Source organism: Cochlodiniinecator piscidefendens, from assembly GCF_011326755.1.
Lineage (GTDB): Bacteria > Pseudomonadota > Alphaproteobacteria > Rhodobacterales > Rhodobacteraceae > Cochlodiniinecator > Cochlodiniinecator piscidefendens.
In genome coordinates, this window is sequence record NZ_JAAOIE010000008.1 from 45,643 (window position 1) to 72,152 (window position 26,510).

Genomic DNA, 26,510 nt, shown 5'->3' on the forward strand with positions numbered 1-26,510 from the left:
ATGACAATCAGAATTGGCAATGCCCCCTGTTCATGGGGTGTAGAATTTGCAAATGACCCGCGCAATCCAGCGTGGCAAACCGTGCTTAAGGAAAACGCCGAGGCAGGCTACAAAGGCATCGAGCTTGGCCCTGTTGGTTTTATGCCAGAGGACCCCGCGTTGCTTGCGGATGGGCTGGCGGAACACGATCTAGAACTGATCGGCGGCGTTGTTTTTCGCGCATTTCACGACCCAAACCAATGGGACGACGTAATGGATGGCGCCGTACGCACTTGCAAAGCGTTGACCGCACATGGTGCCAAACATCTTGTGTTGATCGACAGCATTTCAGAACGCCGCGCCCCCACTGCCGGACGTGCCGCTGACGCCGAACAAATGGACAAAGCAGAATGGACTGCATTCCGTGATCGCATTGCGACCGTGGCAAAGCTCGGCGCCGAAGAATACGGCCTGACCGTTGGCATTCACGCCCACGCCGCCGGGTTCATGGATTTTGAACCAGAGCTTGAACGCCTGTTGAACGAGGTCGACGAGAGCATTCTCAAAATCTGTTTTGACACAGGCCACCATTCCTATGCAGGATTTGATCCAGTTGCGTTCATGAAAAAGCATATTGATCGCATTTCCTATATGCATTTCAAAGATGTAGACCCCAAAATCAAAACTGACGTCATTGCAAAATCCACTGGGTTTTATGATGCTTGTGGTCAAGGTATTTTCTGCAACCTTGGTGACGGTGATGTTGATTTCCCTGCTGTGCGTCAGGTTCTAGTTGATGCAGGTTTTGAAGGTTGGTGCACCGTGGAACAAGATTGCGACCCAACCCTTGACCCTGATCCGGTTGGCGATGCACGTCTCAACCGCGAATACCTAGAATCCATCGGCTTCAACTAAGGATTATACCATGGTTAAACTAAATTGGGGCATGATCGGCGGCGGCGAAGGCAGTCAAATCGGCCCGGCACACCGGCTTGGGTCTGGGCTTGATGGCGCGTTTTCTTTTGTCGCGGGTGCGCTGGATCACCGCCCAGAAGAAGGCCGCGCATATGGCCAGCGCTTGGGTCTTGCTGCGGATCGTTCTTACGGCGACTGGCGTGAAATGCTTGAGGGCGAAAAAAACCGTGATGATCGCGTCGATCTGGTCACCGTTGCAACGCCCAACGCAACCCACTTTGAGATCACCAAATCTTTCCTTGAAAACGGTTTTAATGTCTTGTGCGAAAAGCCCATGACAATGACCGTTGAGGAAGGCGAAGAGATCGTCAAAATCGCCAAGGCAACAGGTAAAATCTGCGCAGTGAACTACGGGTATTCCGGGTATTCATTGGTGCGTCACATGCGGGCGATGGTCGCGCGCGGCGACCTTGGTAAAATCCGCTTGGTCAAAGCAGAATTCGCGCATGGCCACCACGCTGATGCTGCGGATGCGGACAATCCGCGGGTGCGTTGGCGCTATGATCCGGCACAGGCTGGTGTTTCTGCCCAGTTTGCAGATTGCGGTATTCACGCGCTGCACATGGCTAGCTTTGTAACGGGTCAAGAGGTTGAGCGCCTGTCAGCAGACACTGTGTCTTGCATTGAAAGCCGCGTGTTGGAAGACGACGCAATGGTCAATTTCCGCATGGATGGCGGCACAGTTGGCCGTCTTTGGACCTCCTCAGTTGCGATTGGTCGCCAGCACGGTTTGACCCTGCAGGTTTTTGGTGAAACGGGTGGTTTGCGTTGGTCACAGGAACAGCCAAACCAACTTTATTACATGCCGCTGAATGAACGTCTGCAAGTGATTGAACGAGGCGAAGCGAACCTGTCACCTGAGGCAGATCGCACAACACGCGTCACCATCGGTCACGCCGAAGGCATGCCATTGGCGTTCGCGAATATCTACTCTGATCTGGACGAAGCTATTCGCGCCCAAAAAGAAGGCCGCGCAATTGATCCTGCCGCAGATTTATATCCGCGCGCTGAAGATGGGCTTCGGTCTATGGCTGCTGTTTTTGCGGTTGCTGATTCTGGAAAAGACAACGGAACATGGGTTGATGCCCGCCCGCCAATGTTTCGCTAATCGGTCTTAAATATCTGACGGGGGGCGTAATGTCCCCCGTTCAACCAGTCGACTCGGTAGCAACCGCGCCTCTGGATATTGCTCCCCCTCTCGTTCGAGAAGTGAGGCCATCAATTCAATCGATGACGCAACAATTTGGGCTACGGGCTGACGAATCGTAGTCAGGTTAATATTTTCCCAACCCGCCATTTCAATATCGTTCAATCCCAGTATTCCAATATCATCCGGTACAGATAACCCGTGCGCCTCGATTGCGGACAGCGCGCCGATCGACACGACGTCATCCGCACCAAAATAAGCCTCGGCTTTATCCCCCTCGAGTAGACGCATCATTTCCTTACGGCCAGCTGCAAATGAATAAGCCTCAGCAAAACTATAGGAAAAGTCTATTTCTGGATGCTCGGACATCACCTTTGAGAACCCGAGATAACGATCATAGGTTGAAATCGCTTCTTTAGGGCCACCCATAAACCCGATGGTTTCATATCCTCGATCAATCAAAATATTCGCGGCATATTCGCCCGCAGCGCGGTTATCAATGCCGACAATATTGACCTCAGGGCTGCTGTAATATCTGGAAAACGTATAGACGATTGGAATTTTAACATTTTGAAAAGCATCAACAAAATCCCGACCAACGGTGGATGATGCAACAATAACACCGTCAACAGAATACTGCCGCAACATCTGGGCCGTTTCCACCGGGTCATGTTGGCCCGAGATATTTACCAAAAGTGGGCGCAGACCTTGTTCCTGTAAACCAGATGTAAACAGGTCAAACACATGTAGAAAAAACGGATTGGTAAAGTTGTCTGACACCAGTCCGATCAACTTGGTCCGCCGAGTCGTCAGGCTTCGCGCTAGGAAATTTGGCTGATACCCCAATTCTTCAGCCGCTTTTTCGACCCGGGTACGCATCTTTGTCGACACCGACGCCCCGGGTGTGAAGGTACGTGACACTGCTGAGGTAGAAACCCCCGCCTTCAACGCGACATCCTTCAGTGTAGCCGACATATGGATACTTGCTCCGGTGTAAACTGCCTAATTTTTGTAGCCAGTAGGTGTGTAATGGGTTTCGCCTTCAATAGCAGCATGGAATTTTAAAACCTTTTTTGCAACCGGTTGCAAAATAATTTGATTCGTGCTTTGCTACGTTGGAATGGCGATTGCGCCTCATTCACACAGAACGCAAAAATGACTTTTTGGGAGGAAACCATGACTGCACTCATTAAAAAAATTGCCATTGCGGCAACCGTTGCATCGCTACCGGCGTTGGCAGCGACAACAGCACTTGCCGAAGGCGAACGCTATATCCTCGTAAGCCATGCCCCAGACAGCGACAGCTGGTGGAACACCATCAAAAATGGCATCGCGCTCGCGGGCGAGCAAATGGATGTCGAAGTTGAATATCGCAACCCGCCGACCGGCGACCTTGCAGATATGGCACGCATTATTGAACAGGCAGCTGCTTCCGGCCCAAACGGCATCATCACGACTCTTTCTGATTACGACGTACTTTCTGGTCCGATCCGCGCCGCAGTCGACAGCGGTGTAGACGTCATCATCATGAACTCAGGCACACCAGAACAAGCGCGCGAAGTTGGTGCTTTGATGTATGTTGGCCAGCCCGAGTATGATGCAGGCCACGCAGCAGGTTTGCGTGCGGCAGGTGAAGGCGTTCAATCCTTCCTTTGCGTGAACCACTACATCAGCTCTCCTTCTTCAACAGAGCGTTGCCAAGGCTTTGCCGACGGCCTCGGCGTTGAATTGGGCAATCAGATGATCGACAGCGGCCAAGACCCTGCAGAGATCAAAAACCGTGTTCTCGCCTATCTTAACACCAACCCAGAAACAGATGCGATTCTGACGCTTGGTCCAACAAGTGCTGACCCGACCCTGCTTGCGCTCGAAGAAAATGGCCTAGCTGGTGAAATCTATTTTGGCACCTTTGACCTCGGCGACAACATCGTTGAAGGCATCAAAGATGGCATCATCAACTGGGGCATCGACCAACAGCCATTCCTGCAGGCCTATCTGCCGGTTGTCGTTATGACCAACTACCACCGTTATGGCGTTTTGCCGGGTAACAACATCAACTCTGGTCCTGGCTTCATCACCGCCGATGGTCTGACTTTGGTTGAAGAATACGCTGGCGAATATCGCTAAATTGTAATCCTGAAAATGGCGACAGCGCGTGTTGTCGCCATTTTTTTATCCAACACCACGTTTTGGGGGCAACCATGTCTGAGGCCAACACCGCCTTAAGTGATGAACGGATCAAAAATACCTCGCGACTGCGAACGGCCCTTATCCGGCCTGAGCTCGGCGGTATTTGCGGCACGATCATCGTATTTGCGCTATTTCTAATTTTTGCTGGCGACAGCGGCATGTTCAACAGCCAAGGCGTGATGAACTGGTCGATCGTATCTGCACAGTTCATGATCATCGCCGTTGGCGCTTGCATGTTGATGATTGCAGGCGAATTTGACCTGTCGGTCGGTTCAATGATCGGCTTTGCCGGCATGATGATTGCGATCTTCACGGTGACCCTCGAGTGGCCTGTGTGGCAGGCAATTCTGGTTACGTTTGCTCTTTGCATCGCAATTGGTGCCTTAAGCGGTTACATTGTCGTACGCACAGGATTGCCCAGCTTTATTGTTACCTTGGCCTTTTTGTTCATTCTTCGTGGGTTTACGATCTATCTTCCTCAATTGATCGAACGCCGCACTATTATTGGTGGCATTGACGACGCAGCCGAGGGTGATTGGCTCGCTGGTTTGTTTGGCGGCAAGATTTTCGGCGGGTTGTTTCAATGGCTTGGCGACAATGGCATTATCGCGACCTTCGAACGCGGCACACGTGCCGGAGACCCCGTCGTTGACGGCATCCCTATGTTGATCGTTTGGGCGATCGGCTTGGTTATCGTTGGGCACTTTATTCTGGTGCGGACGCGATTTGGGAACTGGATTTTCGCTGCTGGTGGCGATGCCCAAGCCGCACGTTACACTGGTGTTCCTGTAAACCGTGTTAAAATCCTGATGTTTATGTTCACCGCATTCTGCGCAACCGTTTTCGCAACATGCCAGGTCATGGAATTTGGCTCAGCTGGGGCAGATCGAGGTTTACTAAAAGAATTCGAAGCCATCATCGCCGTTGTTATTGGCGGGGCCCTTCTCACCGGTGGGTATGGATCCGTCATTGGCGCGGCACTTGGTGCGCTGATTTTCGGAGTTGTCCAACAAGGCCTGTTCTTTGCCGGCGTTGAAAGTTCATTGTTCCGCGTCTTCTTAGGATTGATCCTGCTGTTTGCTGTGATCCTAAACACCTACATCCGCCGCCTGATCACAGGGGAGAGATAAGATGTCTGAGACACAAAAACCAATTATTCAAATGTCCAACATCGAAAAACATTTCGGTTCTGTAATTGCGCTTGCGGGTGTGTCGGTGGATATTTATCCTGGCGAATGCCATTGCCTGTTGGGCGACAACGGTGCTGGAAAATCTACCTTCATTAAAACAATGTCTGGGGTTCATAAGCCCACCAAAGGCGAAATCCTGTTTGATGAAGAGCCTATGCATTTTGCCGACCCACGCGATTCAATCGCTGCCGGAATTGCAACGGTGTATCAAGATTTGGCCATGATCCCGCTTATGTCCGTCAGCCGTAACTTTTTTATGGGCAACGAACCTATTCGCAAAGTGGGACCCATCAGCGTCTTTGACCATGATCACGCCAATAAGGTGACCATGGATGAAATGGGCAAGATGGGTATCAACCTTCGAGGCCCTGATCAGGCCGTTGGCACGTTGTCAGGTGGTGAACGCCAAACTGTTGCGATTGCGCGTGCTGTTCATTTCGGGGCGAAAGTCCTGATCTTGGACGAACCCACCTCAGCGCTTGGCGTCCGTCAGACCGCTAATGTGTTGGCAACCATTGATAAGGTTCGCAAACAAGGTATCGCGGTTGTATTCATCACCCACAACGTGCGCCACGCGCTTGCTGTTGGGGACCGGTTTACCGTTCTCAATCGCGGGAAAACGCTTGGTACGGCAACCCGCGGAAATGTCACGCAAGAAGAACTGCAAGATATGATGGCTGGTGGTCAAGAATTGGCATCACTGGAAGGTTCACTTGGCGGGACAGTCTAAAGTACCTCCCCCAACTCATGGGCAGCGGTTTATGCGCTGCCCCTTTTTATGGGCACCTTACAGTGCCTAACCACCCCGTTCCACCAACAACAGAAACGGCCGACGTCCCACAATCATTGGCACATTCTAACGCGGTTTCTAATGGTTCATCCGACAGCCATTTATGCAAAAAACCGCCATTGAACGCATCGCCTGCGCCAGTGGTATCAACGACCTGTGTTGGCTTTGCATTCGCATACAGTTCGTTGCCATCCCAGATTGCCGTTGCTCCCAATTTTCCCTGTTTCACAACTGTCAGTAATTCTGGTTTCAAATTGATACCAGATTGTAGTAGCCGCATGTGTTCTTCTTCATTTGGTAAAAACACATCGACCGCGTTGATCAATTCTGACGCCATGTCGGGCAGCGCATCTTCCCATGAACAATCCAGAGAAATCGTCAGGCCCAATGTTCGGGCAAGAGAAATCAACTCCGGATGTTCAACTAAGGTGCGTAACTCACCTATATGCAAATGAGAAATCCCAGAATTGTTCAAGGATTCATACGTTACATTTCCCAATGCGGGTCCGTCAGCACGGGTTAAGAATGCCCGATCTGCGCCATTGGTAATGGCCACCGTGATCTGTGGGTCACTTCCAGAATCCGCTGGAACACATCGCGTTGTATCAAGCCCCGACATTGACAATTGCGCCGACAACACATGATCGAAAGGCGCCGCCGGAAGCGTTGATGCAAGCGCAGCGGGTCGACCGAGTGCGCGAATGGTCGCCCCCGTAATATACGCCCCGCCACCTGCATGGATTTGCAAACCATCAGAAAACACTTCCGTTCCCATGGTTGGTAATCTCGGAACACCGGTAAACACCAAATCACAGTACAACCGCCCAACAGACAGAACGCCACCCATTTTGTTTAGCGCGTCCATCATGATGTCAACGCAACTCCGGTTTTGTGATCGAAGAGATGAACAGTGGACAAATCTACACCAAGCTGAACACTATCGCCAACCTGAGGCGCAGTACGGCCGTCGGCCTTCGCGATCACTTCGCCCTGGCCTGTTTCAACATAAAGTAAGGTTTCCGGCCCAAGTGGTTCACACACAGTAACAGTTCCCTTTAACACTGGCGTGCCAATATCAGGCTTCAGATCATCAGGTCGAATGCCAACGGTGACCATCCCTTTTTCGTGTCCTTCAATGGGGACGGAGAGCACTGCTTCACTTCCAACAGAAACACCCCCCTCTACGATTTCTCCGTCAATCATATTCATGGACGGCGCGCCGATAAATGTTGCCACAAAGGTATTGGCTGGACGATTATAAACATCGTCCGGTGTACCAACCTGTTGAATATAGCCATCTTTCATAATCACAATACGATCCGCCATGGTCATCGCTTCGACCTGATCGTGGGTTACGAAAATAATTGTATTGCCGACACGCTGGTGCAGCTTTTTAATCTCGAGCCGCATCTGTGTTCGCAGCTTTGCATCTAGATTGGACAGCGGTTCATCAAAGAGAAAGACCGCCGGATCACGCACCATGGCCCGGCCAATCGCAACACGCTGACGCTGCCCCCCCGAAAGCTGGTCTGGTTTGCGCTCCAGCAAATCAACCATATCCAGAATACCCGCCACTTCTTGAATGCGTTTTTCTTTTTCGGCCTTAGAAGCCTTGGAAGATCGCAAACCAAACGCAATGTTCTTTTTGACCGACATATGCGGATAAATTGCATAGTTCTGGAAAACCATCGCAATATCGCGTTCTTTGGGCTCTAGATTATTCACCTCACGCCCACCAATTTCGATAGCGCCCGAAGTGATTTCTTCGAGACCTGCAATCAATCTCAGTGTCGTCGATTTTCCGCAACCAGACGGGCCAACAAACACGACGAATTCACCATCATCTACATCGAGATTAATACCGTGAAGAATTTCAGTTTTGCCGTAAGCTTTGACAAGATTATTAAGGACGAGATTGGCCAAATTCAGGACTCCGTCAGAGATAAAAACGCGGTCTGAAGCCGCGCGTTCGCATCAATGCGACGTGATTTTCGAGTAGATTGTAGAGCGTGCAACGCCTTCACTTCGCCTGCATAGGTCGACAACGCATGCCCCAGCGCAGCTGGTGAAGGGCCACCCAGGCGGTCACGACGTTGAACAAAAACCTTGGCTGAAACTGCATCGCTAAAGCAGTCTTCTGTCAGGATTGATGACCGCCCTACTTCAGCCTCAAACGCGGCAGAAAATGCCTGAAACCCCGCGCTTAGGGAAACTTGGTCGTCAATGACCGCGCGTGCCGTAACGGAGGCAATTTCATGCGCTTGGCGAAAACTAAGCCCCTCATCACGCACCAAGGTATCCGCCAATTCCGTAATTGTAATGCATGCAGCATCAGTGTTACGGGCGACATTTTTCGTATTGATAGAGCAAGCCGGAAGAAACGCAGTTAACAACGCGACCATACGTGCACCACTTTCAAAAGCTCCATAACCTGCCTGCTGCACTTCGCCTTCGCTGTCGTTCATGTCAGTGAACGGCGTGTTGTGCATCGTATTCATAATCATATCGCAGCGCCCAATGGTGACTGACGCAAGATGGCGCATGTGCTCGATCGGTACCGGATTACGTTTCTGTGGCATTATAGAACTGACCTGAACAAGCGCGTTTGGAACATACAACTGCCCCACCTCAAAGCTCGACCAAAACGCCATATCCTGCACAACCCGACCAAGATGCAGAAAGGCCAGCTTTATCGCTGAATAAAGCCCCGTGACATAATCCACGCTGGCAATACTGCCGTAGGAGTTCAGAGTCGGTTGATCAAATCCCAATAAATCCGCCATGCGTGCCCGATTAATTGGGAACCCAGACGTCGTAATCGCAGCCGCTCCCATCGGGCAATGATCTACAACCTCCAGTGCGGCGTTCAATCGTAAGCAATCGCGATTGAGAACCTCAATTATCGCAGCCAGATAATGACCAAAGGTCGTAGGTTGTGCAGGTTGGCCGTGGGTATAAGCAACAATTAATGTATCAGCCTCTTTTTCCGCTTTCTCAATCAACACCTGGGAAAGGGTATTTAACTGCTCCAGAAGCGCTTCACCCTTTAGCTGCAAGGCCATTTTAAATAGGGTGTGGTCCATATCATTGCGCGAACGCGCCGTATGCAATGCCCCACCAAGATCACCCAAGCGCCGCTTTAACTCTGCCTCTACAAAGAAAAAGTAATCTTCATATTCACCAGTATAAATTTGCGCGGCGACATCTGTTTCTGTCTCAATTGCTTGCAGAGCCCTAGCGATCTCACGGCTTTGATCCGGTAATAAAATACCCGTTTCGTTTAGCATCACCAAGTGGGCACGATTGATTGTCGTCATATGATCTGCAAAATGGGTTTTTACACCATCAAATAACGGTGCCAAAACAGTTTCGACGTATGTTTGATCTGGAAAAACAGAGTTATCAATCATCCCTTCAACCCCGCCATGACAACACCTCGGATGATAAATCGTTGGAAGATGAGGAACACAATCAATGTAGGTATTGTAGAAATAGCTGCCCCGGTCATGATCAATTCCCAAGCAACATCGGCCTCATCACCGAACCCCGACAATCCGACAGGAATGGTGTAAAGCTCCGGTGAGTTTGTCACAATAAGCGGCCATAAAAACGCAGTCCAATTGCCGAGGAATACAAAGATTGCCAGAGCCGCGAGTGCCGGTTTGACCAAAGGCATGGCAACGGTCCACCAAATCTGCAACTCGTTCAAGCCATCAATCCGCGCTGCTTCTAGAAAATCATCGGGGACGCTTTCGAAGAACTGTTTCATCAAAAATGTACCAAACCCCGTCATCAACCCCGGAAACATGATGCCCCAGTAACTATCGAGCCACCCAAAATTTTGGCTCATGAGGTACCAAGGGATTACCAACATTTCCGTCGGGATCATCAAAGTGGACAAAATAGCGATAAAAACAAGCGTGCGGCCCGGAAATTTAAATTTACACAGAGTATACCCCACCAGACTGTCAAACAGCAGATTTGAAATTGTAGTCAGGGTCGCAATGATCGCCGAGTTCATAAACCAAATGTAAAACCGTCCATCCTCTAACACGTAAGTATAGTTCTCGAGTGTTGGATCGTCTGGCATAAGGTTCACGTTGTAAACTTCGTGCGGCCACTTCAACGATGTCGAAATCATATAGACAATTGGCATAATCATCGCGATGCCGCCAAAAAACAAAATCAACCAGCGAATAATTTGACCCATGTTCCGGGGTTTTGTGGGGCGCGCGTTATTTAAACTTACGCTTGTAGGGGCAATTGATGTCATTTTAAGCGCTCCGTAGCAGGCGTAATTGAATAAGGCTCACAATCAACAAAATCGTAAAGAGCACGACAGTTTGCGCCGTTGCGTATCCCATATTGAAACTGTTGAATGCCGTATCATAAATCATCAGAACCAACGGCTTTGTCGCATTAAGGGGACCGCCTGGATTATTCGTGGTCATGTTAAAAACATGATCAAAAATCCGTAAGAACCCAATGGATGAGAACACAACGATAAACACAATGGTCGGCCGCAACAGCGGTAGCGTGATCTGTGTAAGAACGGTCCACCAACCCACACCATCAATGCGCGCGGCCTCATAATACGAAGTTGGGATCGAACGAATGCCAGCCATAAAAATAATAACCTGAAATCCAAGACCAGCCCAAACCGCAGGCGCCAAAACCGCAGGCAAAGCATAAGATGTGGAGTTTAAAAACTCGATCTGTGCGATACCAAATTTCGCTAAGATATTATTGAAAAGCCCGATAGGAACGCCCTGATAGAACCACCGCCACACCCAAGCCATAGCGACAGCACTGGTCATAAATGGCAGAAAATACAGCATCCGTACAAAGCTGTGTAAAAACCTTAATTTATCGAGATGATAGGCAATTGTGAACGACAGAACCAATGAAACCGGCGTTCCGAGCAGGAGATAAACAAAGGTATTTTTAAACACCTTCCAAAACACTGGGTCGTTCCAAAGTTGGATGTAATTATCCGCACCGATCCATGTGCGTTCCCCCAATAAATTCCAATCTTGAAAGGAAATTAATACCGCGCTTCCGGTCGGGTAAAACCGGATAACACCGTAAAAAATCACCGGCAATGTAAGAAAAGCCCAAGCCCAAACGATCTGTTTTTGGCGGATCGTCAAATTGCGATAAAGCGTCATTGCGCGGCCTCTTTTGGCATAAAAAAGGCGAGCCATCGCTGGCCCGCCACAGGGAGATCGGATTAATCGGCGTAGTATTCGTTCAAAATCGCCTGCTCTGCTTGGGCGGCTTCTGCTAAACTGTCGCTTAGAGATTGCCCCTGCAATGAAACGCGATCAAGCATATCCACCAACACCTGGCGCTGCGCACTTTCGTTCGCAAATACAGTCGTGTGTGCGTACTCCAACCCACGAATAAACGGACCATACACCTCATGCGTTGCATTGGCTTCGGTCATCCCAACGGATGGGCGCGCAGGCAGTTCCCCCACAACATCCAGCCAGATTTGCATCGCTTCGTCAGATGTAATGTACTCCATGAACCGAACTGACGCCTCATAACGTTCGCCTTCGGCTTTGGTTGTGATCGCGTTCACCCAATATGAGGAATAGTTAGATTGCGTACCTGTTGGCCCAACAGGCAACTCAGCAACAGCCCACTCCAATCCGCGCGTGTTATTGAGCGACCCAATACGGAAAGATCCATCAATATGCATCCCCGCGCGCCCCGCCTTAAAGGCGGCCTGAGGTTCATCCATAAATCCGACTTGGGTCACTCCGTGCTCGCTGCTCAATCCTTCATAAAACGCAGCGGCAGCGCGGCCTGCATCGGAATCATAAGTAACCGTTTGATTGTCTTCTGCGTAAGGCTCCCCACCAAATTGACGCACTAAAACTTCGCGCCACCAATGGTGATCCTGTGCCGTCATGCCTGTGGTAAGACCAACAGTAGTGACATTCCCAGCCCCGTCCCGTTCGGTCAAAGCGCCTGCCATTTCAACAAGCTCATCTAAATCAGCCGGCGGATGATCTAGGCCGGCTGCTTCGAACAGACGCGTATTGTAAAACAACGCCAAAGATCGCACCGCAGTCGGAAGCGCGTAGTAATCGCCATCCACCTGCATCGCACTCACCATTGGGAAAAATTCTGCCTCGATCATCTCAGTTGGAAATTGTTCCGCTGGCAATGGCTGAATCAAATCGGCTTCGATGTAATCGTTTAGCCATCCATAAAACAATTGAACCACATCCGGGCCTTCGCCAGCCGGAATTGAGGCCGCAACCTTGGTTCGATATTCCGCATACGGGAAATGGGTCATGTTCACGGTTACATCTGGATTTGCGGCTTCAAAATTTTCAATCAGCTGCTCCATTGCCTCGACACGTGCGTCAAAGAAATATTGCCAATATTCAATTTCCACAGCACTTGCCGACGTTCCAAGCAGCGCAGCAGCGCTCGTCAGCCCAGCAAAGAGCGTTTTATTCGTCCATTTCATTGCATCTTCTCCCGGTTGGCGGGCCAATTTTGGCTCCTGCAATCTTTGACGCCCAGAGGAATTCACTCAGCGCCTCAGCTTTTTAACTCAATTCAATTGATTATTCAAGTCAATTGAATTAAACTCAAAATATGAAGCAAACGCACACAACATCTGGCGCCAACGCCGAACGTTCCCGCGCCCATAATCGACGCGTGGTGATGGGCAAAATTCATAGCGCACACGAAATAGGACGCGCCGAAATTGCGCGGGCATCTGGGCTTACCACTCAGACAGTTTCTAATATTATCGCGGAACTTGAAACCGAAGGTTATCTAAGGGAAGCTGGTCGCAGGGTCCAAGGGCGCGGCTTACCCGCCGTGCAATATAGTATCAACGCCAGCGGAGGGTATGCCTTAGGAATAGAGGTGCGGCCAACTGCGTTATTTGCCGCGATCCTAGACCTTGGCGGAACAAACGTCGCCACTTGGCGGCTCCCTCTAAGCAAAGCGACGCCAGACGAAACATTATGCACGCTCGAACATTTAATGCTTGATGTAAAACGAACAGTGCAGCCCGAACGGATTATTGGTGCTGGCATAGCCATGCCCGGCCCATTTGGCCGCACTGGCTTAAGCGGATCAGCCCATGATTTACCCGGATGGGAAGATAAAGATCTGACCAAATTATTCAGCGAAGCGCTCGAGCTTCCTGTTCAGATCGAAAATGATGCCAATGCAGCTGCAATGGCAGAGCGCGTCACTGGCGTGGCAAAAGGCCTATCGACATACGCCTATCTATATTTTGGAACGGGTCTTGGCCTTGGATTGGTCAGCCAAGGTCAATTAATTGCAGGGGCGTTTGGCAACGCAGGCGAAATTGGGCAATTGCCGGTCAATCTAGACGGCACGATAGCCCAGCTCGAAAGCGTCGCAAGCCGGTCCTCCATTCAACGCCACATGAACAATGCTGGAATAGACGTCAGCGAAATGGATACACTTGATACACTTCATGCGGCCCAAAGCCCCGCTCTTTCAAGCTGGACGGAACAAGCCGCAAAAGCATTGGGGCAGGCTGTTGCTATCATTGAAAATCTTTTTGATCCACAAGCCGTCATTTTAGGTGGCGCAATGCCAAGCGGGCTTCTCAAAGACATCACCAGCAAAATTCCCTTAAATGTTGCCAGCGTATCTCACCGACCAGATGCGCCTCATGATCGTGTGATATTGGGGCAATGCGGACGGCTCACCGCAACGAACGGCGCAGCTTCGCTTGTACTCAATCGCGTTTATACACCTGTATTTGGCCCAGCAGCCTAATCCAAGCCTAGGATATAAAATGCCTCTTTCGGATCAAAAACGGGTCAAGGAACAACGCCTGCAACCCCGTATTGTAACCCTTTGGCGGAAGCTCTCTGCACTAAAGTCCGTTGCGAAATTCATGAACTCAGGCGCCCACCCTGACGACGAAACCTCTGCGATGTTGGCTGCAATGACTTGGCGTGACGGAATTGACATTTCTTATGTATGCTCCACCCGCGGCGAAGGCGGACAAAACGATATTGGCGTTGAAACCGGGGCCGCATTGGGTGCCTTGCGCACCGCTGAAATGGAACGCGCCTGCGATGTACTCGGGCTGCGCATGTATTGGCTTGGATATACACCAGATGACACGTTGACAGATTTCGGGTTTTCAAAATCTGGCGTTGAAACCCTGTCAAAGTGGGGCCGCGATCGCACTTTGCATCGCTTAGTAACCGCAATTCGAATGGAGTGCCCGGATATTTTATGCCCGACATTTCTGGATATTCCCGGACAGCATGGCCATCACCGCGCCATGACCGAAGCCGCGCTTGAGGCTTTTGATCTCGCGGCTGATCCAAACTATGTCACAGATGAATTATCTCCGTGGAAAATAAGCAAACTCTATCTTCCCGCATGGTCCGGTGCCGGGGACGCTTACGATGATGATCTCCCTCCTCCCCCGGCGACACTGACCTTTGACGCTAGCGGCCAAGATCCTGTCACAGGTTGGAGCTTTGAACAGATCGGCCAGCATTCGCGCGTTTGTCACGCAACCCAAGGCATGGGGCGGTGGGTTCCAGCGGGATCAGAACGCAACTGGCCGCTTCACTTGGCAAAAACGCGCGTGGGCGGCCCAGATGACACCCTACTTTCCGGCATTCCTCAAACATTAGCCGATTTTGCAGATGGGTCTGACGCACCCTTACTCGCCCATGCGCAAGAAGCTGTTGAAATGGCAACTAAATCTTTTCCAGATACGGACAAAATCATCGAACATGCACTGGATGCCTTTGCGGCTTTGAGCGAAGTGCAAAAAACCGGAACTAACCCGCACATTCAGCGTATAGAGCGCAAAATTGAGCAATTATCAGAAGTCGTGATGATTGCCGCTGGTGCCGAGGTTATCCCCCGCTTTGACCAAGATGAACTGCACCCAGGCGACCAAACGGCCCTATCTGTCGAAATCCGCAAGGGCACTGCTGACTCGATTACAACGACAGCAGTATTGCCTGAGGGCTGGGATATTGACGGCGACACGGCGACTATTTCCGATACAGCGGCCCTTAGCGATCCTTACCCTTCCGTCTATCTTCCCGGCGCGCCAATCGCGCCATATGTGAACACATATATTTCGCTCAAAGGCCAAACAATCACTGTGCCAATGCGCCTAGAACAAACTCCTCTCGTTCTGCCAACGTACAGCGCCAGCATCACACCTGACGTGTCGGTCCTCAACTCCAGAGCGCAGCAGCGCACAGTAAATGTCACACTTCAAGACATCACACCCGAAGGCGCCGAGCCCAGCTTTGACCTCCCCAAAGGATGGCATGCCCAACGCACCCAAACGGGCTTTGCCCTAACTGCACCTGCGGATCAACACGCAGATACGGTGGATCATCTTCAATTGCGGCTGAATGGTAAAATCGCACATACCATCACCCGGTTGACCCATGACCACACCGCGCGCCGCGCCCTGATCACGCCTACCGTTCTGAAAATCCTCAGCGTCACATGTGAACTTCCCAACAGTCGGATCGGCTATATGGGCGCACAGCGTGACACGGCCGATCATTGGTTAAATGCGATCGGATGCGATATCACAGCAGTATCGGACGACGATCTGCTGTCGGATGCTGTCCTCGCCCAATTTGACACGCTACTGATCGGCATTTTTGCCATGCGGTTTCGTCAAAAATTATCTGCGCAAATGCCTCGCATCCATAAATGGGTCGAAGCCGGCGGCACGCTTGTCACGCTATATCACCGACCATGGGACAATTGGGATTCTGCAACGACGCCCCCACGCCATCTTGAAATCGGAAAACCGAGTCTGCGGTGGCGCGTGACGAATGAAAACGCAGAAGTCACCGTTACCCATCCCCATGCAGTTTTGACCACACCAAATAAAATAAGCCCCCAAGATTGGGACGGTTGGCACAAAGAGCGCGGGCTATATTTTGCCAAAGACTGGGCTGATGACTATATCGCCCCTCTGTCCATGCATGACCCGGACGAAGCGCCGCTCAACGGCGCATTGCTTGTTGCTGATATCGGCGCAGGGCGCCATGTCCATACGTCACTGATCCTGCATCATCAAATGGCATCATTAACGCCCGGTGCGTTCCGGTTGATGGCCAATTTGTTGAACAAACGGGAATGATCACTCTTGATTTAATCTCTAAATCATGATTGTTAGCGCTAACAGTGATCCAAGCCAACCCGCAAGGACCAAATAATGCGCCTGCATAAAACGATATCCGACGTCACCAACCGCATCATCACACGAAGTGCGCCGACCCGCTCTGCGTACCTTGCCCGTATGCGCGATGCAGAATCCAAAGGCCCCGCGCGCGCGCATCTATGCTGTAGTGGACAAGCCCATGCCTACGCTGCCACTGGCAATGACAAAGGCGCGCTTACGGAGTGCAAATCTGGAAATCTCGGCATTGTCACCGCTTATAATGACATGCTGTCTGCCCACCAACCCTTTGAACGCTATCCTGACCTGATCCGCAACGCGGCACGCGATATTGGCGGCACAGCCCAAGTTGCGGGCGGTGTACCCGCCATGTGTGATGGCGTCACCCAAGGCGAAGCGGGCATGGAACTGAGCCTGTTTTCTCGCGATGTGATCGCAATGTCCGTCGGTGTAGCCCTCAGCCATAATACTTTTGATGCCGCGGTGTTTTTGGGGGTCTGCGATAAGATTGTTCCCGGCTTGGTCATTGCGGCGCAAAGCTTTGGCCATTTGCCAGCGGTTTTCCTACCGGCGGGCCCTATGACCAGTGGGCTGTCAAATGATGAAAAGGCCAAAGTACGCCAGAAATTCGCAACCGGCGAAGTTGGGCGCGATGCGCTCATGGCGGCAGAAAGTGCGGCTTACCACGGTCCCGGCACCTGCACCTTTTATGGCACCGCCAATACCAACCAGATGTTAATGGAATTTATGGGCCTTCACCTGCCCGGTTCCAGCTTTGTTTCCCCAAACACACCCTTGCGCGACGCCCTTACCATCGAAGGGGCAAAACGCGCCCTCAACCTAAGCGCATTGGGCGAGAATTACACGCCGGTGTGCGATATCTTAGATGAACGGGCCTTTGTAAACGGGATCGTTGGGCTAAACGCGACGGGCGGATCAACAAACCTGCTGATCCACTTAATCGCGATGGCCCAAGCAGGCGGGATCATTTTAGACTGGCAGGATTTTTCTGACCTCTCCGACATCACCCCCCTGATGGCACGGGTCTATCCAAATGGCTTGGCAGATGTGAACCATTTCCATGCGGCAGGCGGTTTGGGCTACTTGATCGGTGATTTGCTAAACGCAGGGCTTTTACACCCGGACACTAAAACCATCGCCGGTGTTGGACTGCATCACTACACCCAAGAGCCCCAGCTTAGCGGAGACACCCTAAAGTGGATCGGCGGCGCAGGCCAAAGCCTAAATGATGCTATTTTGCGCCCGGCGTCTAACCCGTTCCAAACCACAGGTGGATTAAAACGCCTTACGGGCGCACTTGGGAATTCAGTCATAAAAATTTCCGCCGTCGCACGCGAACATCAATACATCGAAGCCCCGGTTCGGGTATTTCACGACCAAGACGCCGTAAAGGATGCCTTCAAAGCAGGCGAATTCACCGGTGATGTTATTGTCGTTGTTCGGTTCCAAGGTCCCAAGGCAAACGGTATGCCTGAACTGCACAGCCTCACGCCGATGCTGGGGATTTTGCAGGGTCGCGGGCTAAAGGTCGCTTTGGTCACAGATGGGCGCATGTCTGGGGCATCGGGACGTGTGCCCGCCGCCATTCACGTCAGCCCCGAGGCCTTAGACGGCGGGATGATTGCCAAGCTCGAAGACGGCGACGTTCTAAGACTCGATGCTGTGAACGGCACACTCGATGTTCTCACGGGTGGCATCAATGATCGCCTTGCCGCATCTGCAGACCTAAGCGCTAACGAACATGGCACGGGCCGCGATCTTTTCTCTGTGTTTCGCCGTGCTGTTTCTTCTGCCGAAACCGGCGCAACTGTATTCGGAGTTTAAATCATGACACCAGCCCAAAGCACACAAAAAACCCGCGCCATTTGCGCCCTTGCCCCGATTGTTCCGGTTCTGGTTGTTCACGACGCAGACAAAGCGCGCGGTTTGGCCGACGCATTGGTCGCAGGTGGATTACCCGCATTAGAGGTCACGCTTCGGACGCCTGCCGCTTTAGACGTCATACGCGAAATGGCCAACATCCCCGGTGCCCATGTCGGAGCTGGCACGCTGATCACCCCCGAAGATGTAATCGCAGCAAAAAACGCTGGCGCAACTTTTGGTGTATCTCCCGGCGCAACCGAGCGATTAATCGACGCCTGCGAAGACGCGGATTTACCGCTGCTCCCCGGCGCTGCAACGGCTTCGGAAGCAATGCGTTTGGCAGAGCGTGGCTACACGATGCAGAAATTTTTTCCCGCCGAAGCGTCAGGCGGCGCGCCCGCCCTAAAGGCAATCGGTGCCCCCCTGCCCCACATCACATTTTGCCCAACCGGGGGCGTAAGCTCTGAAAACGCATTATCTTATCTTAGCTTGTCAAATGTTCTGTGCGCAGGCGGTAGCTGGGTCGCCCCCGCCGGGCTGGTCGATGCAGAGCGATGGGATGATATTCGCACACTTGCGTTAGCCGCATCCCAATTGGGTCGTTAACCCCACTGCCGACAAAAATGCAAAACGGCGCGCAGTCCCTGAGGATATCGTTCAAAACTCAGGGTACCGCCGTGCTGGCGGGCAATGGTTGATACAATGGTCAAGCCTAGTCCAACCCCATCAATCAAACCCGCATTTTCACCCCGTTGAAACGGGCCGGTCAATTGGTTCAATGCGTCCTCAGATAACGTGGTGCATTCATCTTCGACAATGATCGAAGCCATTGAAGAATTTGCCTCGACCGAAACCGTGGCCGTGCGACCATATTTTAAAGCATTATCAATCAAGTTTGACAAAGCACGTTGTAACGAAATCGGCCGCCCTGACACCAGCACCCGCCGCGCGTCATCCGTTGGCATTTTCAGCTGGGCACTCCCAATGCCAAACACGGATCGGCTTTTATCAATAACCTGCGTATCACGCTGGATAAAACGTACGGGTTTTCCAACATCTTCGTAATCCGCGACCACAGCTTCGGCCAACGAAGTAAGGGAAAGCTGCACCGGTTCCTCAGCGCTGATTTCCGCGTGCGTATACGTTAAAACGCTCTCGATCATCCCAGTCATTTGATCAAGGTCGGATTCGAGTTTTGTCCGTAAATCTTCGTCCTCGATCAGCGCCGCGCGCAATCGAAGCCGAGCTGCCGGCGTACCCAAATCGTGACTAACCCCTGACAAGACCAACGCGCGCTGTTGCAGATTATCACGCTCTATATCCAGATAATCGTTCACCGTTCTCACAATATCACGCAGTTCCTGCGGGCCCTCTTCGCGCAGAGGGTCATGGCGCCCTAAACGCCCGCGGTTCTTTAGCTCATTCGCAAATCCAGTAAAATACGACGCTGTCTCTGAAACCTGTGACAGACAAATGCCAACTCCAACCACGAGCAACAACAAAGCCAGCAATCGGTTGTCGCGCGGGGCAGCGCCACAGCCCCAAACCCCATTCCCGTCGATCCGCATCCATCCCCTTTGATCAAGACGGGCATAAACGATTGGCTCGCTGCAATAATTGGCCAACAGCTTAGTAATATTGCCGAGCTGAGCATTCAGATTGCCAGCCCGATCAGATGCGATACCTGACACCGGATATCGCATATCAGCCGAGACAATGTGCAACTGCAATCGTGACCCGACCAAATGAGGCGCAGGTTCGGTGAACACAGACATCGACGTGATATGTGCAGCGCGCCCGGTGGTCAAAGGTAGCGGAACGGGATCACCCCCGACAGAAATTTCGGATGCAGACAATGGCGTAACCTGCACACCAGAGGGTGGCGGGCTATCTGCAAGCAATGTATCGTATAACTGTAATCCTGTCGTATAAGCGGTGTTAAGATGTGTTTGCCATGCCGCCTGCGAAGCCATCCAAATCCAGGTCACCGCGATACCGATGAACAGTGATCCAATGCTCCAGACAACGCCGTAATTGCGTAAGCGAAACCTACCCATCGCTCACGACCACATCGACGGCAAACACATACCCCACACCACGTTCTGTGCGCAGAAAATCTGGCTCTTTTGGGTTCTTTTCTATCTTTGAGCGTAAACGTCCAACCAGCACATCAATTGCCCGGCTTTCACTGCTTTCCAAAGCCGCCGCTGGATCACGGGCCACATTTAAGGCATCCGCGATTTCTTCGCGTGTCAGCGGGATATGCGGATTGGCCAACAGGACCTTTAGTAGGTTGGTTTCGCGTTTTGACAGCGTCACCTGAAACCCGTCTGGTGCACTGATTGTGTCTTTCTTTCCATCATAACGCCAACCGCCAAATTGATAGACCGATGTATTGCGGCGATAACTTAAGGACGCAGACCGCCTGCCACGTCGCAACACGGCCTTAACCCGAGCAAGCAGCAAACTAGGGTTAAACGGTTTGGCGATATAGTCGTCCGCGCCCACCTCATACCCGGCCATTCTATGGTGATCCGCAGATAACGCAGACACAAGTATGATCGGCACATCTTGTTCGCTGCGCAAACGATTGCAAATATCTACCCCGTTCTCGGTGCCCAACATGACGTCCAATAAAACGAGGTCAATCCGCCCCGCGTCTAAGTGGTTCAGGATATCCTGTTCACTGGCCGCCGTTAAAACGAAAAACCCGTTGGTCCGCAAATACTGCGATAGCATTTGGCGCATTTCAGCGTCGTCATCTACGACCATCAATCTGGAAATCGTCATTTGGTGCGCGTCCCTCAGGTCTGGTGCAGCATCCTCATTGTAACACTGTGCAACAAAATCAACTCTATCGTAACAACAGGTAACAAAGCATCTGTTTTTTCCACTGCGTCCCACGCATATCCGCCATTACACATTTACAAGCCCTCCCCAACCAAGTGCAATGCCACCACCACATCAAATTGATGGAAAACTCATTTCTGGGAGGGAATCATGAATAAGAAATCCGCATTTGCAGCGGCGGCTGCAATGTCATTCCTCGCAACCAATGTTGCGTACGCTGATCCACAAGCAGAGGTTCTGCATTGGTGGACATCCGGCGGCGAGGCACGCTCTGTTGCTGTGCTTCAGGAAGAATTCGCATCGCGCGGTGGCACATGGACCGATATGCCTGTTGCAGGCGGTGGCGGCGACGCAGCGATGACCGCTTTACGCGCACGCGTTTTGTCAGGCAATGCGCCAACCGCTGTTCAGCTCAAAGGCCCAGCGATCCAAGAATGGTACGAAGAAGGCGTTCTTGCTGACATTTCATCTGTTGCCGAAGCGCAGGGTTGGGCTGACGTCCTGCCAGCATCTATCGCCAACCACATGATGTGCGAAGGAACATGGTGCGCAGCGCCCGTAAACGTTCACCGCATCGATTGGATCTGGGCAAACGCCGGCATTCTGTCTGCAAACGGCATCGAAATGCCAACCACTTGGGCAGAATTCAACGCCGCTGCAGAACAATTGCAAGCCGCAGGCATCACCCCGCTCGCGCATGGTGGCCAAGCTTGGCAAGACGCCACAGTGTTTGAAGCTGTTGCACTTGGCATTGGTGGCCCAGAGTTCTTCCAAAAAGCATTTGTTGAACTCGACGAAGAAGCTCTGACCTCTGACACAATGGTCGCGATCTTTGATCAGATGCGTATCATGCGTGGTTTCGTTGACGAAAACTTCTCTGGCCGTGACTGGAACCTTGCAACTGCGATGGTCATGAACGGCGAAGCAGCGTTTCAAATCATGGGTGACTGGGCCAAAGGCGAATTCCTAGCCGCTGGTCTTGTACCGGGCGAAGATTTCCTCTGCATGTCTACACCGGGCGAAGGTTTCCTTTACAACGTAGACAGCTTTGCGATGTTTGACGTAGATGGCCAAGACAACATCGACGGCCAAACGCTTTTGGCTGAATTGATTGTTGGCGAAAACTTCCAGCACACGTTCAACCTGAACAAAGGCTCTATTCCAGCCCGTACAGACATCGCGTTGGATGATTTCGACAGCTGTGCGCACACATCTGCCGCTGATATGGCCGCAAGCACTGAATCTGGTTCGCTTCTGCCATCTTATGCACATGGCATGGCGCTTCGTGGTGCGCAGTCCGGTGCAATCACCGACGTTGTAACTGCACACTTCAACTCAGATATGTCATCTGCTGATGCGGTTTCACAGTTGGTTGCTGCAGTCGCTAACAGCCAATAATAAAACCCAAAACGGCCCCTGATTCCATTTTCAGGGGCCGTTCTTTTATCGGAGAAACATCATGTCGGAATGGCTTGAACGACACATCCCTAAGATCGTAATGGCCCCGTCTTTTGTCGCCATCATGATCTTTGTTTACGGGTTCATTGGCTGGACAGCCTGGGTATCATTGACACGATCACGCCTGCTGCCAAAATACGAAGTCGAAGGGTTCTTTCAATATGGCCGCTTGTTTGCTGCGCCACGTTGGGACACTGCTATGAACAATCTGTTCATTTTTGGCACCCTTTTTATCCTTATTTCTATGGTTCTGGGTCTATTGATCGCAATCCTGCTTGATCAAAAAATCCGTACCGAAGGTGTCTTGCGCACCGTTTATCTATACCCCATGGCTTTGTCGATGATCGTCACTGGTACGGCGTGGAAATGGATTTTGAACCCCGGTTTGGGTATTGAATCTGTGGTCCAAGGCTGGGGCTTTGAAAATTTTGAATTTGATTGGCTCGTGAACCCTGATTATGCGATTTACACCGTAGTCATCGCGGGGGTTTGGCAGGCATCGGGTTTTGTGATGGCGCTTTTCTTGGCGGGCCTGCGGTCCGTTGATCAGGAGATCATCAAAGCTGCCCAAGTCGATGGCATCCCCACGCGCCGGATTTATTCCGCTATTATCATCCCATCCATGGCCCCGATTTTTCTATCAGCCTTCATCGTGCTGTCACACCTCGCGATCAAAAGCTTTGACCTTGTGATTGCATTGACAGGCGGCGGCCCCGGTTATGCCACGGATCTACCCGCAACGTACATGTACGCCATGGCGTTTTCACGCGGCGACATTGGCCAAGCCGCCAGTTCTGCAATGATAATGATGTTGGTCGTTTTCACCATCGTTGTGCCATACCTATACTCTGAACTGAGGGCGAAAAATGACTGATCAAGCATTCCCCACGGCCCCCCGTCGTTCGCGTAATGTACCGCTGTCAAAGATAGCGCTACGTTGGGGCCTATATCTCATCCTTTGTGTCTTTGCGCTTTATTACCTGATGCCGCTTTTTGTGATGCTCACCACATCGCTCAAAAGCATTGAGGAAATTCGCTCTGGCAGCTTGGTCGCCCTGCCTCGTGACATCACATTTGATGCCTGGGCCACAGCCTGGTCCGGGGCGTGTACCGGTATCCAATGCGAAGGGTTGCGCCCCTATTTCTGGAACTCCGTTCTGATCGCAGTTCCCGCCGTGATCCTGTCCACCGGCATCGGCGCGTTGAACGGATATGTCGTTGCCCAGTGGCGCTTTCGCGGCGCGAACCTGTTCTTTTCCTTGATGCTTTTTGGGTGTTTCATCCCATTTCAGGTTGTTCTGCTGCCAATGGCGCGGGTGCTTGGCCTGATGGGTATCGCAGGCACCATTCCGGGGTTGATCTTTGTCCACGTCATCTATGGTATCGGCTTCACCACCTTGTTTTTCCGCAACTACTATGTGTCGATCCCAAGTGAACTGGTCAAAGCGGCCAAGGTCGATGGTGCCGGGTTCTTCCGCATCCTTTGGTCGATCTTCCTGCCGCTATCGCTGCCGATCATCGTTGTGACCGTCATCTGGCAATTCACCCAAATCTGGAATGATTTCCTCTTTGGGGTTTCCTTTAGTCAGGCTGGAACCCAACCCGTGACCGTTGCGCTGAACAACATCGTTAATTCCACGACTGGCATCAAAGAATACAATGTCGATATGGCCGCCGCGATCATCGCAGCGCTTCCGACCCTTCTTGTTTATGTCGTTGCTGGCAAATATTTCATCCGCGGTCTCACCGCTGGCTCTGTGAAAGGATAATCAAATGGCTCCTATCCTCGATATCAAAAACCTCTACAAAAGCTACGGCGCGACCGAAATTCTAAAAGACATCAACGTCGCGATTGAGCCGGGTGATTTCCTAGTGCTTGTTGGCCCGTCTGGTTGCGGTAAATCCACCTTGCTGAATTGCATTGCCGGGCTTGAACCGATCTCTGGCGGATCTATAGACATCGGCGGCCAAGACATGACCGACGTCAGCCCCAAAGACCGCAATATCGCGATGGTGTTTCAGTCTTACGCGCTGTACCCCACCATGACCGTTGCCAAAAACATCACCTTTGGCATGAAGGTGCGCGGCGTTGATCAGGCGACGCAAGCTGCAAAACTGGCCGAAGTATCAGCCCAACTGCAAATCGAACCGCTGCTGAACCGCCGCCCCGGTCAATTGTCAGGTGGTCAACGCCAACGCGTCGCAATGGGCCGCGCTTTGGTCCGCGATCCAAAGCTGTTTTTGTTTGACGAACCCCTGTCAAACCTTGACGCTAAACTGCGTGTCGAAATGCGCACCGAAATCAAAAAGCTGCACCAGAACCTAGGTGCATCCATGGTTTACGTGACCCATGACCAAATCGAAGCCATGACGCTTGCCACTAAAATCGTGGTGATGAAAGACGGCATTATTCAACAGATCGGCACGCCTTCAGAAATTTACAATCACCCCGAAAACCTGTTTGTCGCAGATTTCATGGGTTCCCCTGCCATGAACCTGATCCCCGCTCGAACCCAAAAGAAAGACGGCGGCACGCAGATCGAAATCGCCAGCGCAACAGGGAAACCTTTGTTATTAACGGACACAACCCATCGTAATCTGCCGGATGATGTGATCATCGGACTGCGCCCCGAAGATATCGCCGAAGCCGGCTATCGGTCTGGCCAGAACGTGCAAACCGCCCATTGTATGATTGACGTGGTGGAACCGGCGGGTGCTGATACCTTTGTTGTGTCGCATTTAGGTGGCAAAGAAGTCACCGCACGCCTACACGCAGAAACCACAGCTTGCGCGGGTCAACCGTTGGAGTTTGCCTTTGATCTTGGCAAAGTATCCTACTTTGAGCCAAACACAGGCGAACGGTTGAACTAAGACCAAGGGATTAGACACGATGAAAATTCTTGTGGCCGATGTTGGCGGAACCAATTCCAGACTGGCGTTGGCCACAGAAAATGGTGTTGAAACCACGACAATTCGCAGGTTTGAAAACCAAAGCTTTACATCGTTTTACGATGTCATTGCAGCGTTTCTAGATGAATTGGACACACCCGAAATCACCCATTGCTGCGCCGCCCTTGCCGGGCCAATTGCCGGAACATCCGGTCGGCTGACCAATCGCGATTGGATCATTTCATTGGATGGGCTGAAAAATCAAACCGGCGCAAACACGGCCGTTTTGATCAACGATCTCAGCGCGCTTGGGTATTCGCTTGATCACCTATCCCCCAAAGGCACCGATCATATCTGCGGTGCATTTGATCATCCTCTGACCAACGATCAATCGCTTGTTGTTGGCATCGGTACCGGGTTTAACGTCTGCCCTGTAAAACGCACGACCCATGGCACGGTGTGTTTGGCTGCCGAAGGCGGACACATTCAAATGCCCCAAACCGTGTTGGCCATACTCGCCCCTATCATTGGGACTGAAATCAACCAATTCCCAACCGTTGAACATCTTTTTTCCGGGCGCGGGCTAGAGGCATTGCACAGCCTGATAACCGCTAAATTCGGAATGTCAGGGCTGGATATCGTCAACGCTCATCTCAATGACGCTGACCCGCTGGCCGCCAAAACACTATCGCTTTATTCCGAAGCCCTTGGCGCGTTGTGCCAGCAGCATATCCTTCAGTACATGCCGCAGAACGGGATCTATTTTGCAGGCAGCGTAGCGCGCGGCGTGTTTTCCGCGGGGTTTCATGATGTTTTCAAAACCGCATTACGTCGGGATGCGCTGTTTGATCAGCACGTTGAACACGTCCCGATTTCGGTCATCTTAGAAGACGAAGCCGCCTTGATCGGGTGCGCCACAGCGGCGCGCACCTAGAAAACGAAAAAGGGCGGACCAATCGGCCCGCCCCAATG

Annotated in this window: 23 protein-coding genes; 14 read left to right on the top strand and 9 right to left on the bottom strand. The window is 51.8% G+C overall.

The window, feature by feature from the left end:
- On the top strand, positions 1-894 hold the full coding sequence (locus G9C99_RS16055) for a TIM barrel protein (RefSeq protein WP_166418544.1): 894 nt from the start codon (positions 1-3) through the stop codon (positions 892-894).
- Between the two features lie 10 nt (positions 895-904).
- Entirely contained in the window at positions 905-2,062 is a 1,158-nt protein-coding gene (locus tag G9C99_RS16060) for a Gfo/Idh/MocA family protein (RefSeq protein ID WP_166418545.1), read from the top strand.
- 6 nt (positions 2,063-2,068) lie between these two features.
- On the opposite strand, the gene G9C99_RS16065 is transcribed toward G9C99_RS16060, so the two are convergent.
- Entirely contained in the window at positions 2,069-3,076 is a 1,008-nt protein-coding gene (locus G9C99_RS16065; protein ID WP_166418546.1) for a LacI family DNA-binding transcriptional regulator, read from the bottom strand.
- 201 nt (positions 3,077-3,277) lie between these two features.
- On the opposite strand from G9C99_RS16065, the gene G9C99_RS16070 reads away from it, so the two are divergent.
- The 3 genes from G9C99_RS16070 to G9C99_RS16080 all read left to right on the top strand — a co-directional run bounded on the left by G9C99_RS16070 (position 3,278) and on the right by G9C99_RS16080 (position 6,211).
- The gene (locus G9C99_RS16070; protein WP_166418547.1) at positions 3,278-4,228 is read left to right on the top strand and encodes a sugar ABC transporter substrate-binding protein; all 951 of its coding nucleotides are present in this window, start codon (positions 3,278-3,280) and stop codon (positions 4,226-4,228) included.
- Between the two features lie 74 nt (positions 4,229-4,302).
- Positions 4,303-5,421 (top strand): ABC transporter permease, encoded by a 1,119-nt coding sequence (locus G9C99_RS16075; protein WP_166418548.1) that lies wholly within the window; start codon positions 4,303-4,305, stop codon positions 5,419-5,421.
- A gap of 1 nt (position 5,422) precedes the next feature.
- On the top strand, positions 5,423-6,211 hold the full coding sequence (locus G9C99_RS16080; protein WP_166418549.1) for an ATP-binding cassette domain-containing protein: 789 nt from the start codon (positions 5,423-5,425) through the stop codon (positions 6,209-6,211).
- Positions 6,212-6,257: 46 nt separating this feature from the next.
- Here the strand turns inward: G9C99_RS16080 and G9C99_RS16085 are convergent, their stop codons facing one another.
- The 6 genes from G9C99_RS16085 to G9C99_RS16110 form a co-directional block, all read right to left on the bottom strand.
- Complete coding sequence (locus G9C99_RS16085) at positions 6,258-7,139, bottom strand: carbohydrate kinase family protein (protein ID WP_166418550.1); 882 nt, start codon at positions 7,137-7,139, stop codon at positions 6,258-6,260.
- On the bottom strand, positions 7,136-8,194 hold the full coding sequence (locus G9C99_RS16090; RefSeq protein WP_166418551.1) for an ABC transporter ATP-binding protein: 1,059 nt from the start codon (positions 8,192-8,194) through the stop codon (positions 7,136-7,138). The genes G9C99_RS16085 and G9C99_RS16090 overlap by 4 nt, the downstream gene beginning before the upstream one ends.
- Before the next feature lie 2 nt (positions 8,195-8,196).
- Complete coding sequence (argH, locus tag G9C99_RS16095) at positions 8,197-9,681, bottom strand: argininosuccinate lyase (RefSeq protein ID WP_166418552.1); 1,485 nt, start codon at positions 9,679-9,681, stop codon at positions 8,197-8,199.
- Positions 9,678-10,544, bottom strand: coding sequence for a carbohydrate ABC transporter permease (locus tag G9C99_RS16100; RefSeq protein ID WP_166418553.1), 867 nt, complete (start codon positions 10,542-10,544; stop codon positions 9,678-9,680). Before G9C99_RS16100 ends, argH begins: the two co-directional genes overlap by 4 nt.
- 1 nt (position 10,545) lies before the next feature.
- Positions 10,546-11,439, bottom strand: coding sequence for a carbohydrate ABC transporter permease (locus tag G9C99_RS16105; protein WP_166418554.1), 894 nt, complete (start codon positions 11,437-11,439; stop codon positions 10,546-10,548).
- A gap of 62 nt (positions 11,440-11,501) precedes the next feature.
- Positions 11,502-12,755, bottom strand: coding sequence for an extracellular solute-binding protein (locus G9C99_RS16110; RefSeq protein WP_166418591.1), 1,254 nt, complete (start codon positions 12,753-12,755; stop codon positions 11,502-11,504).
- A 131-nt stretch (positions 12,756-12,886) separates the two neighbouring features.
- Here G9C99_RS16110 and G9C99_RS16115 point away from each other — a divergent pair, with 131 nt between their 5' ends.
- From G9C99_RS16115 to eda, 4 genes are all read left to right on the top strand, one after another.
- Positions 12,887-14,053: an ROK family transcriptional regulator gene (locus tag G9C99_RS16115; protein WP_166418555.1), complete on the top strand. Its 1,167-nt coding sequence runs from the start codon at positions 12,887-12,889 to the stop codon at positions 14,051-14,053.
- A gap of 19 nt (positions 14,054-14,072) precedes the next feature.
- Complete coding sequence (locus G9C99_RS16120) at positions 14,073-16,418, top strand: PIG-L family deacetylase (protein WP_166418556.1); 2,346 nt, start codon at positions 14,073-14,075, stop codon at positions 16,416-16,418.
- A 75-nt stretch (positions 16,419-16,493) separates the two neighbouring features.
- Positions 16,494-18,302: a phosphogluconate dehydratase gene (gene edd, locus G9C99_RS16125; RefSeq protein WP_166418557.1), complete on the top strand. Its 1,809-nt coding sequence runs from the start codon at positions 16,494-16,496 to the stop codon at positions 18,300-18,302.
- 3 nt (positions 18,303-18,305) lie between these two features.
- Positions 18,306-18,947, top strand: a complete 642-nt coding sequence (gene eda, locus G9C99_RS16130; protein WP_166418558.1) for a bifunctional 4-hydroxy-2-oxoglutarate aldolase/2-dehydro-3-deoxy-phosphogluconate aldolase — start codon at positions 18,306-18,308, stop codon at positions 18,945-18,947.
- Here the strand turns inward: eda and G9C99_RS16135 are convergent.
- Positions 18,944-20,398 (bottom strand): sensor histidine kinase, encoded by a 1,455-nt coding sequence (locus tag G9C99_RS16135; protein WP_166418559.1) that lies wholly within the window; start codon positions 20,396-20,398, stop codon positions 18,944-18,946. The two genes, eda and G9C99_RS16135, sit on opposite strands and share 4 nt — an antisense overlap.
- Positions 20,391-21,131, bottom strand: coding sequence for a response regulator (locus G9C99_RS16140; RefSeq protein WP_166418560.1), 741 nt, complete (start codon positions 21,129-21,131; stop codon positions 20,391-20,393). The genes G9C99_RS16135 and G9C99_RS16140 overlap by 8 nt, the downstream gene beginning before the upstream one ends.
- Before the next feature lie 246 nt (positions 21,132-21,377).
- Here G9C99_RS16140 and G9C99_RS16145 point away from each other — a divergent pair, with 246 nt between their 5' ends.
- The 5 genes from G9C99_RS16145 to G9C99_RS16165 all read left to right on the top strand — a co-directional run bounded on the left by G9C99_RS16145 (position 21,378) and on the right by G9C99_RS16165 (position 26,472).
- Positions 21,378-22,589: an ABC transporter substrate-binding protein gene (locus tag G9C99_RS16145; protein WP_166418592.1), complete on the top strand. Its 1,212-nt coding sequence runs from the start codon at positions 21,378-21,380 to the stop codon at positions 22,587-22,589.
- Between the two features lie 61 nt (positions 22,590-22,650).
- Positions 22,651-23,523 carry a carbohydrate ABC transporter permease gene (locus tag G9C99_RS16150; RefSeq protein WP_166418561.1) on the top strand — a complete coding sequence of 291 codons (873 nt, stop codon included), beginning with the start codon at positions 22,651-22,653 and terminating at the stop codon, positions 23,521-23,523.
- A complete protein-coding gene (locus G9C99_RS16155) occupies positions 23,516-24,418 on the top strand; it encodes a carbohydrate ABC transporter permease (RefSeq protein ID WP_205859874.1) in 903 nt (300 codons plus the stop codon). Before G9C99_RS16150 ends, G9C99_RS16155 begins: the two co-directional genes overlap by 8 nt.
- 4 nt (positions 24,419-24,422) lie before the next feature.
- On the top strand, positions 24,423-25,520 hold the full coding sequence (locus G9C99_RS16160; protein ID WP_166418562.1) for an ABC transporter ATP-binding protein: 1,098 nt from the start codon (positions 24,423-24,425) through the stop codon (positions 25,518-25,520).
- A gap of 19 nt (positions 25,521-25,539) precedes the next feature.
- Positions 25,540-26,472 (top strand): glucokinase, encoded by a 933-nt coding sequence (locus G9C99_RS16165; RefSeq protein ID WP_166418563.1) that lies wholly within the window; start codon positions 25,540-25,542, stop codon positions 26,470-26,472.
- Positions 26,473-26,510 lie beyond the last annotated feature (38 nt).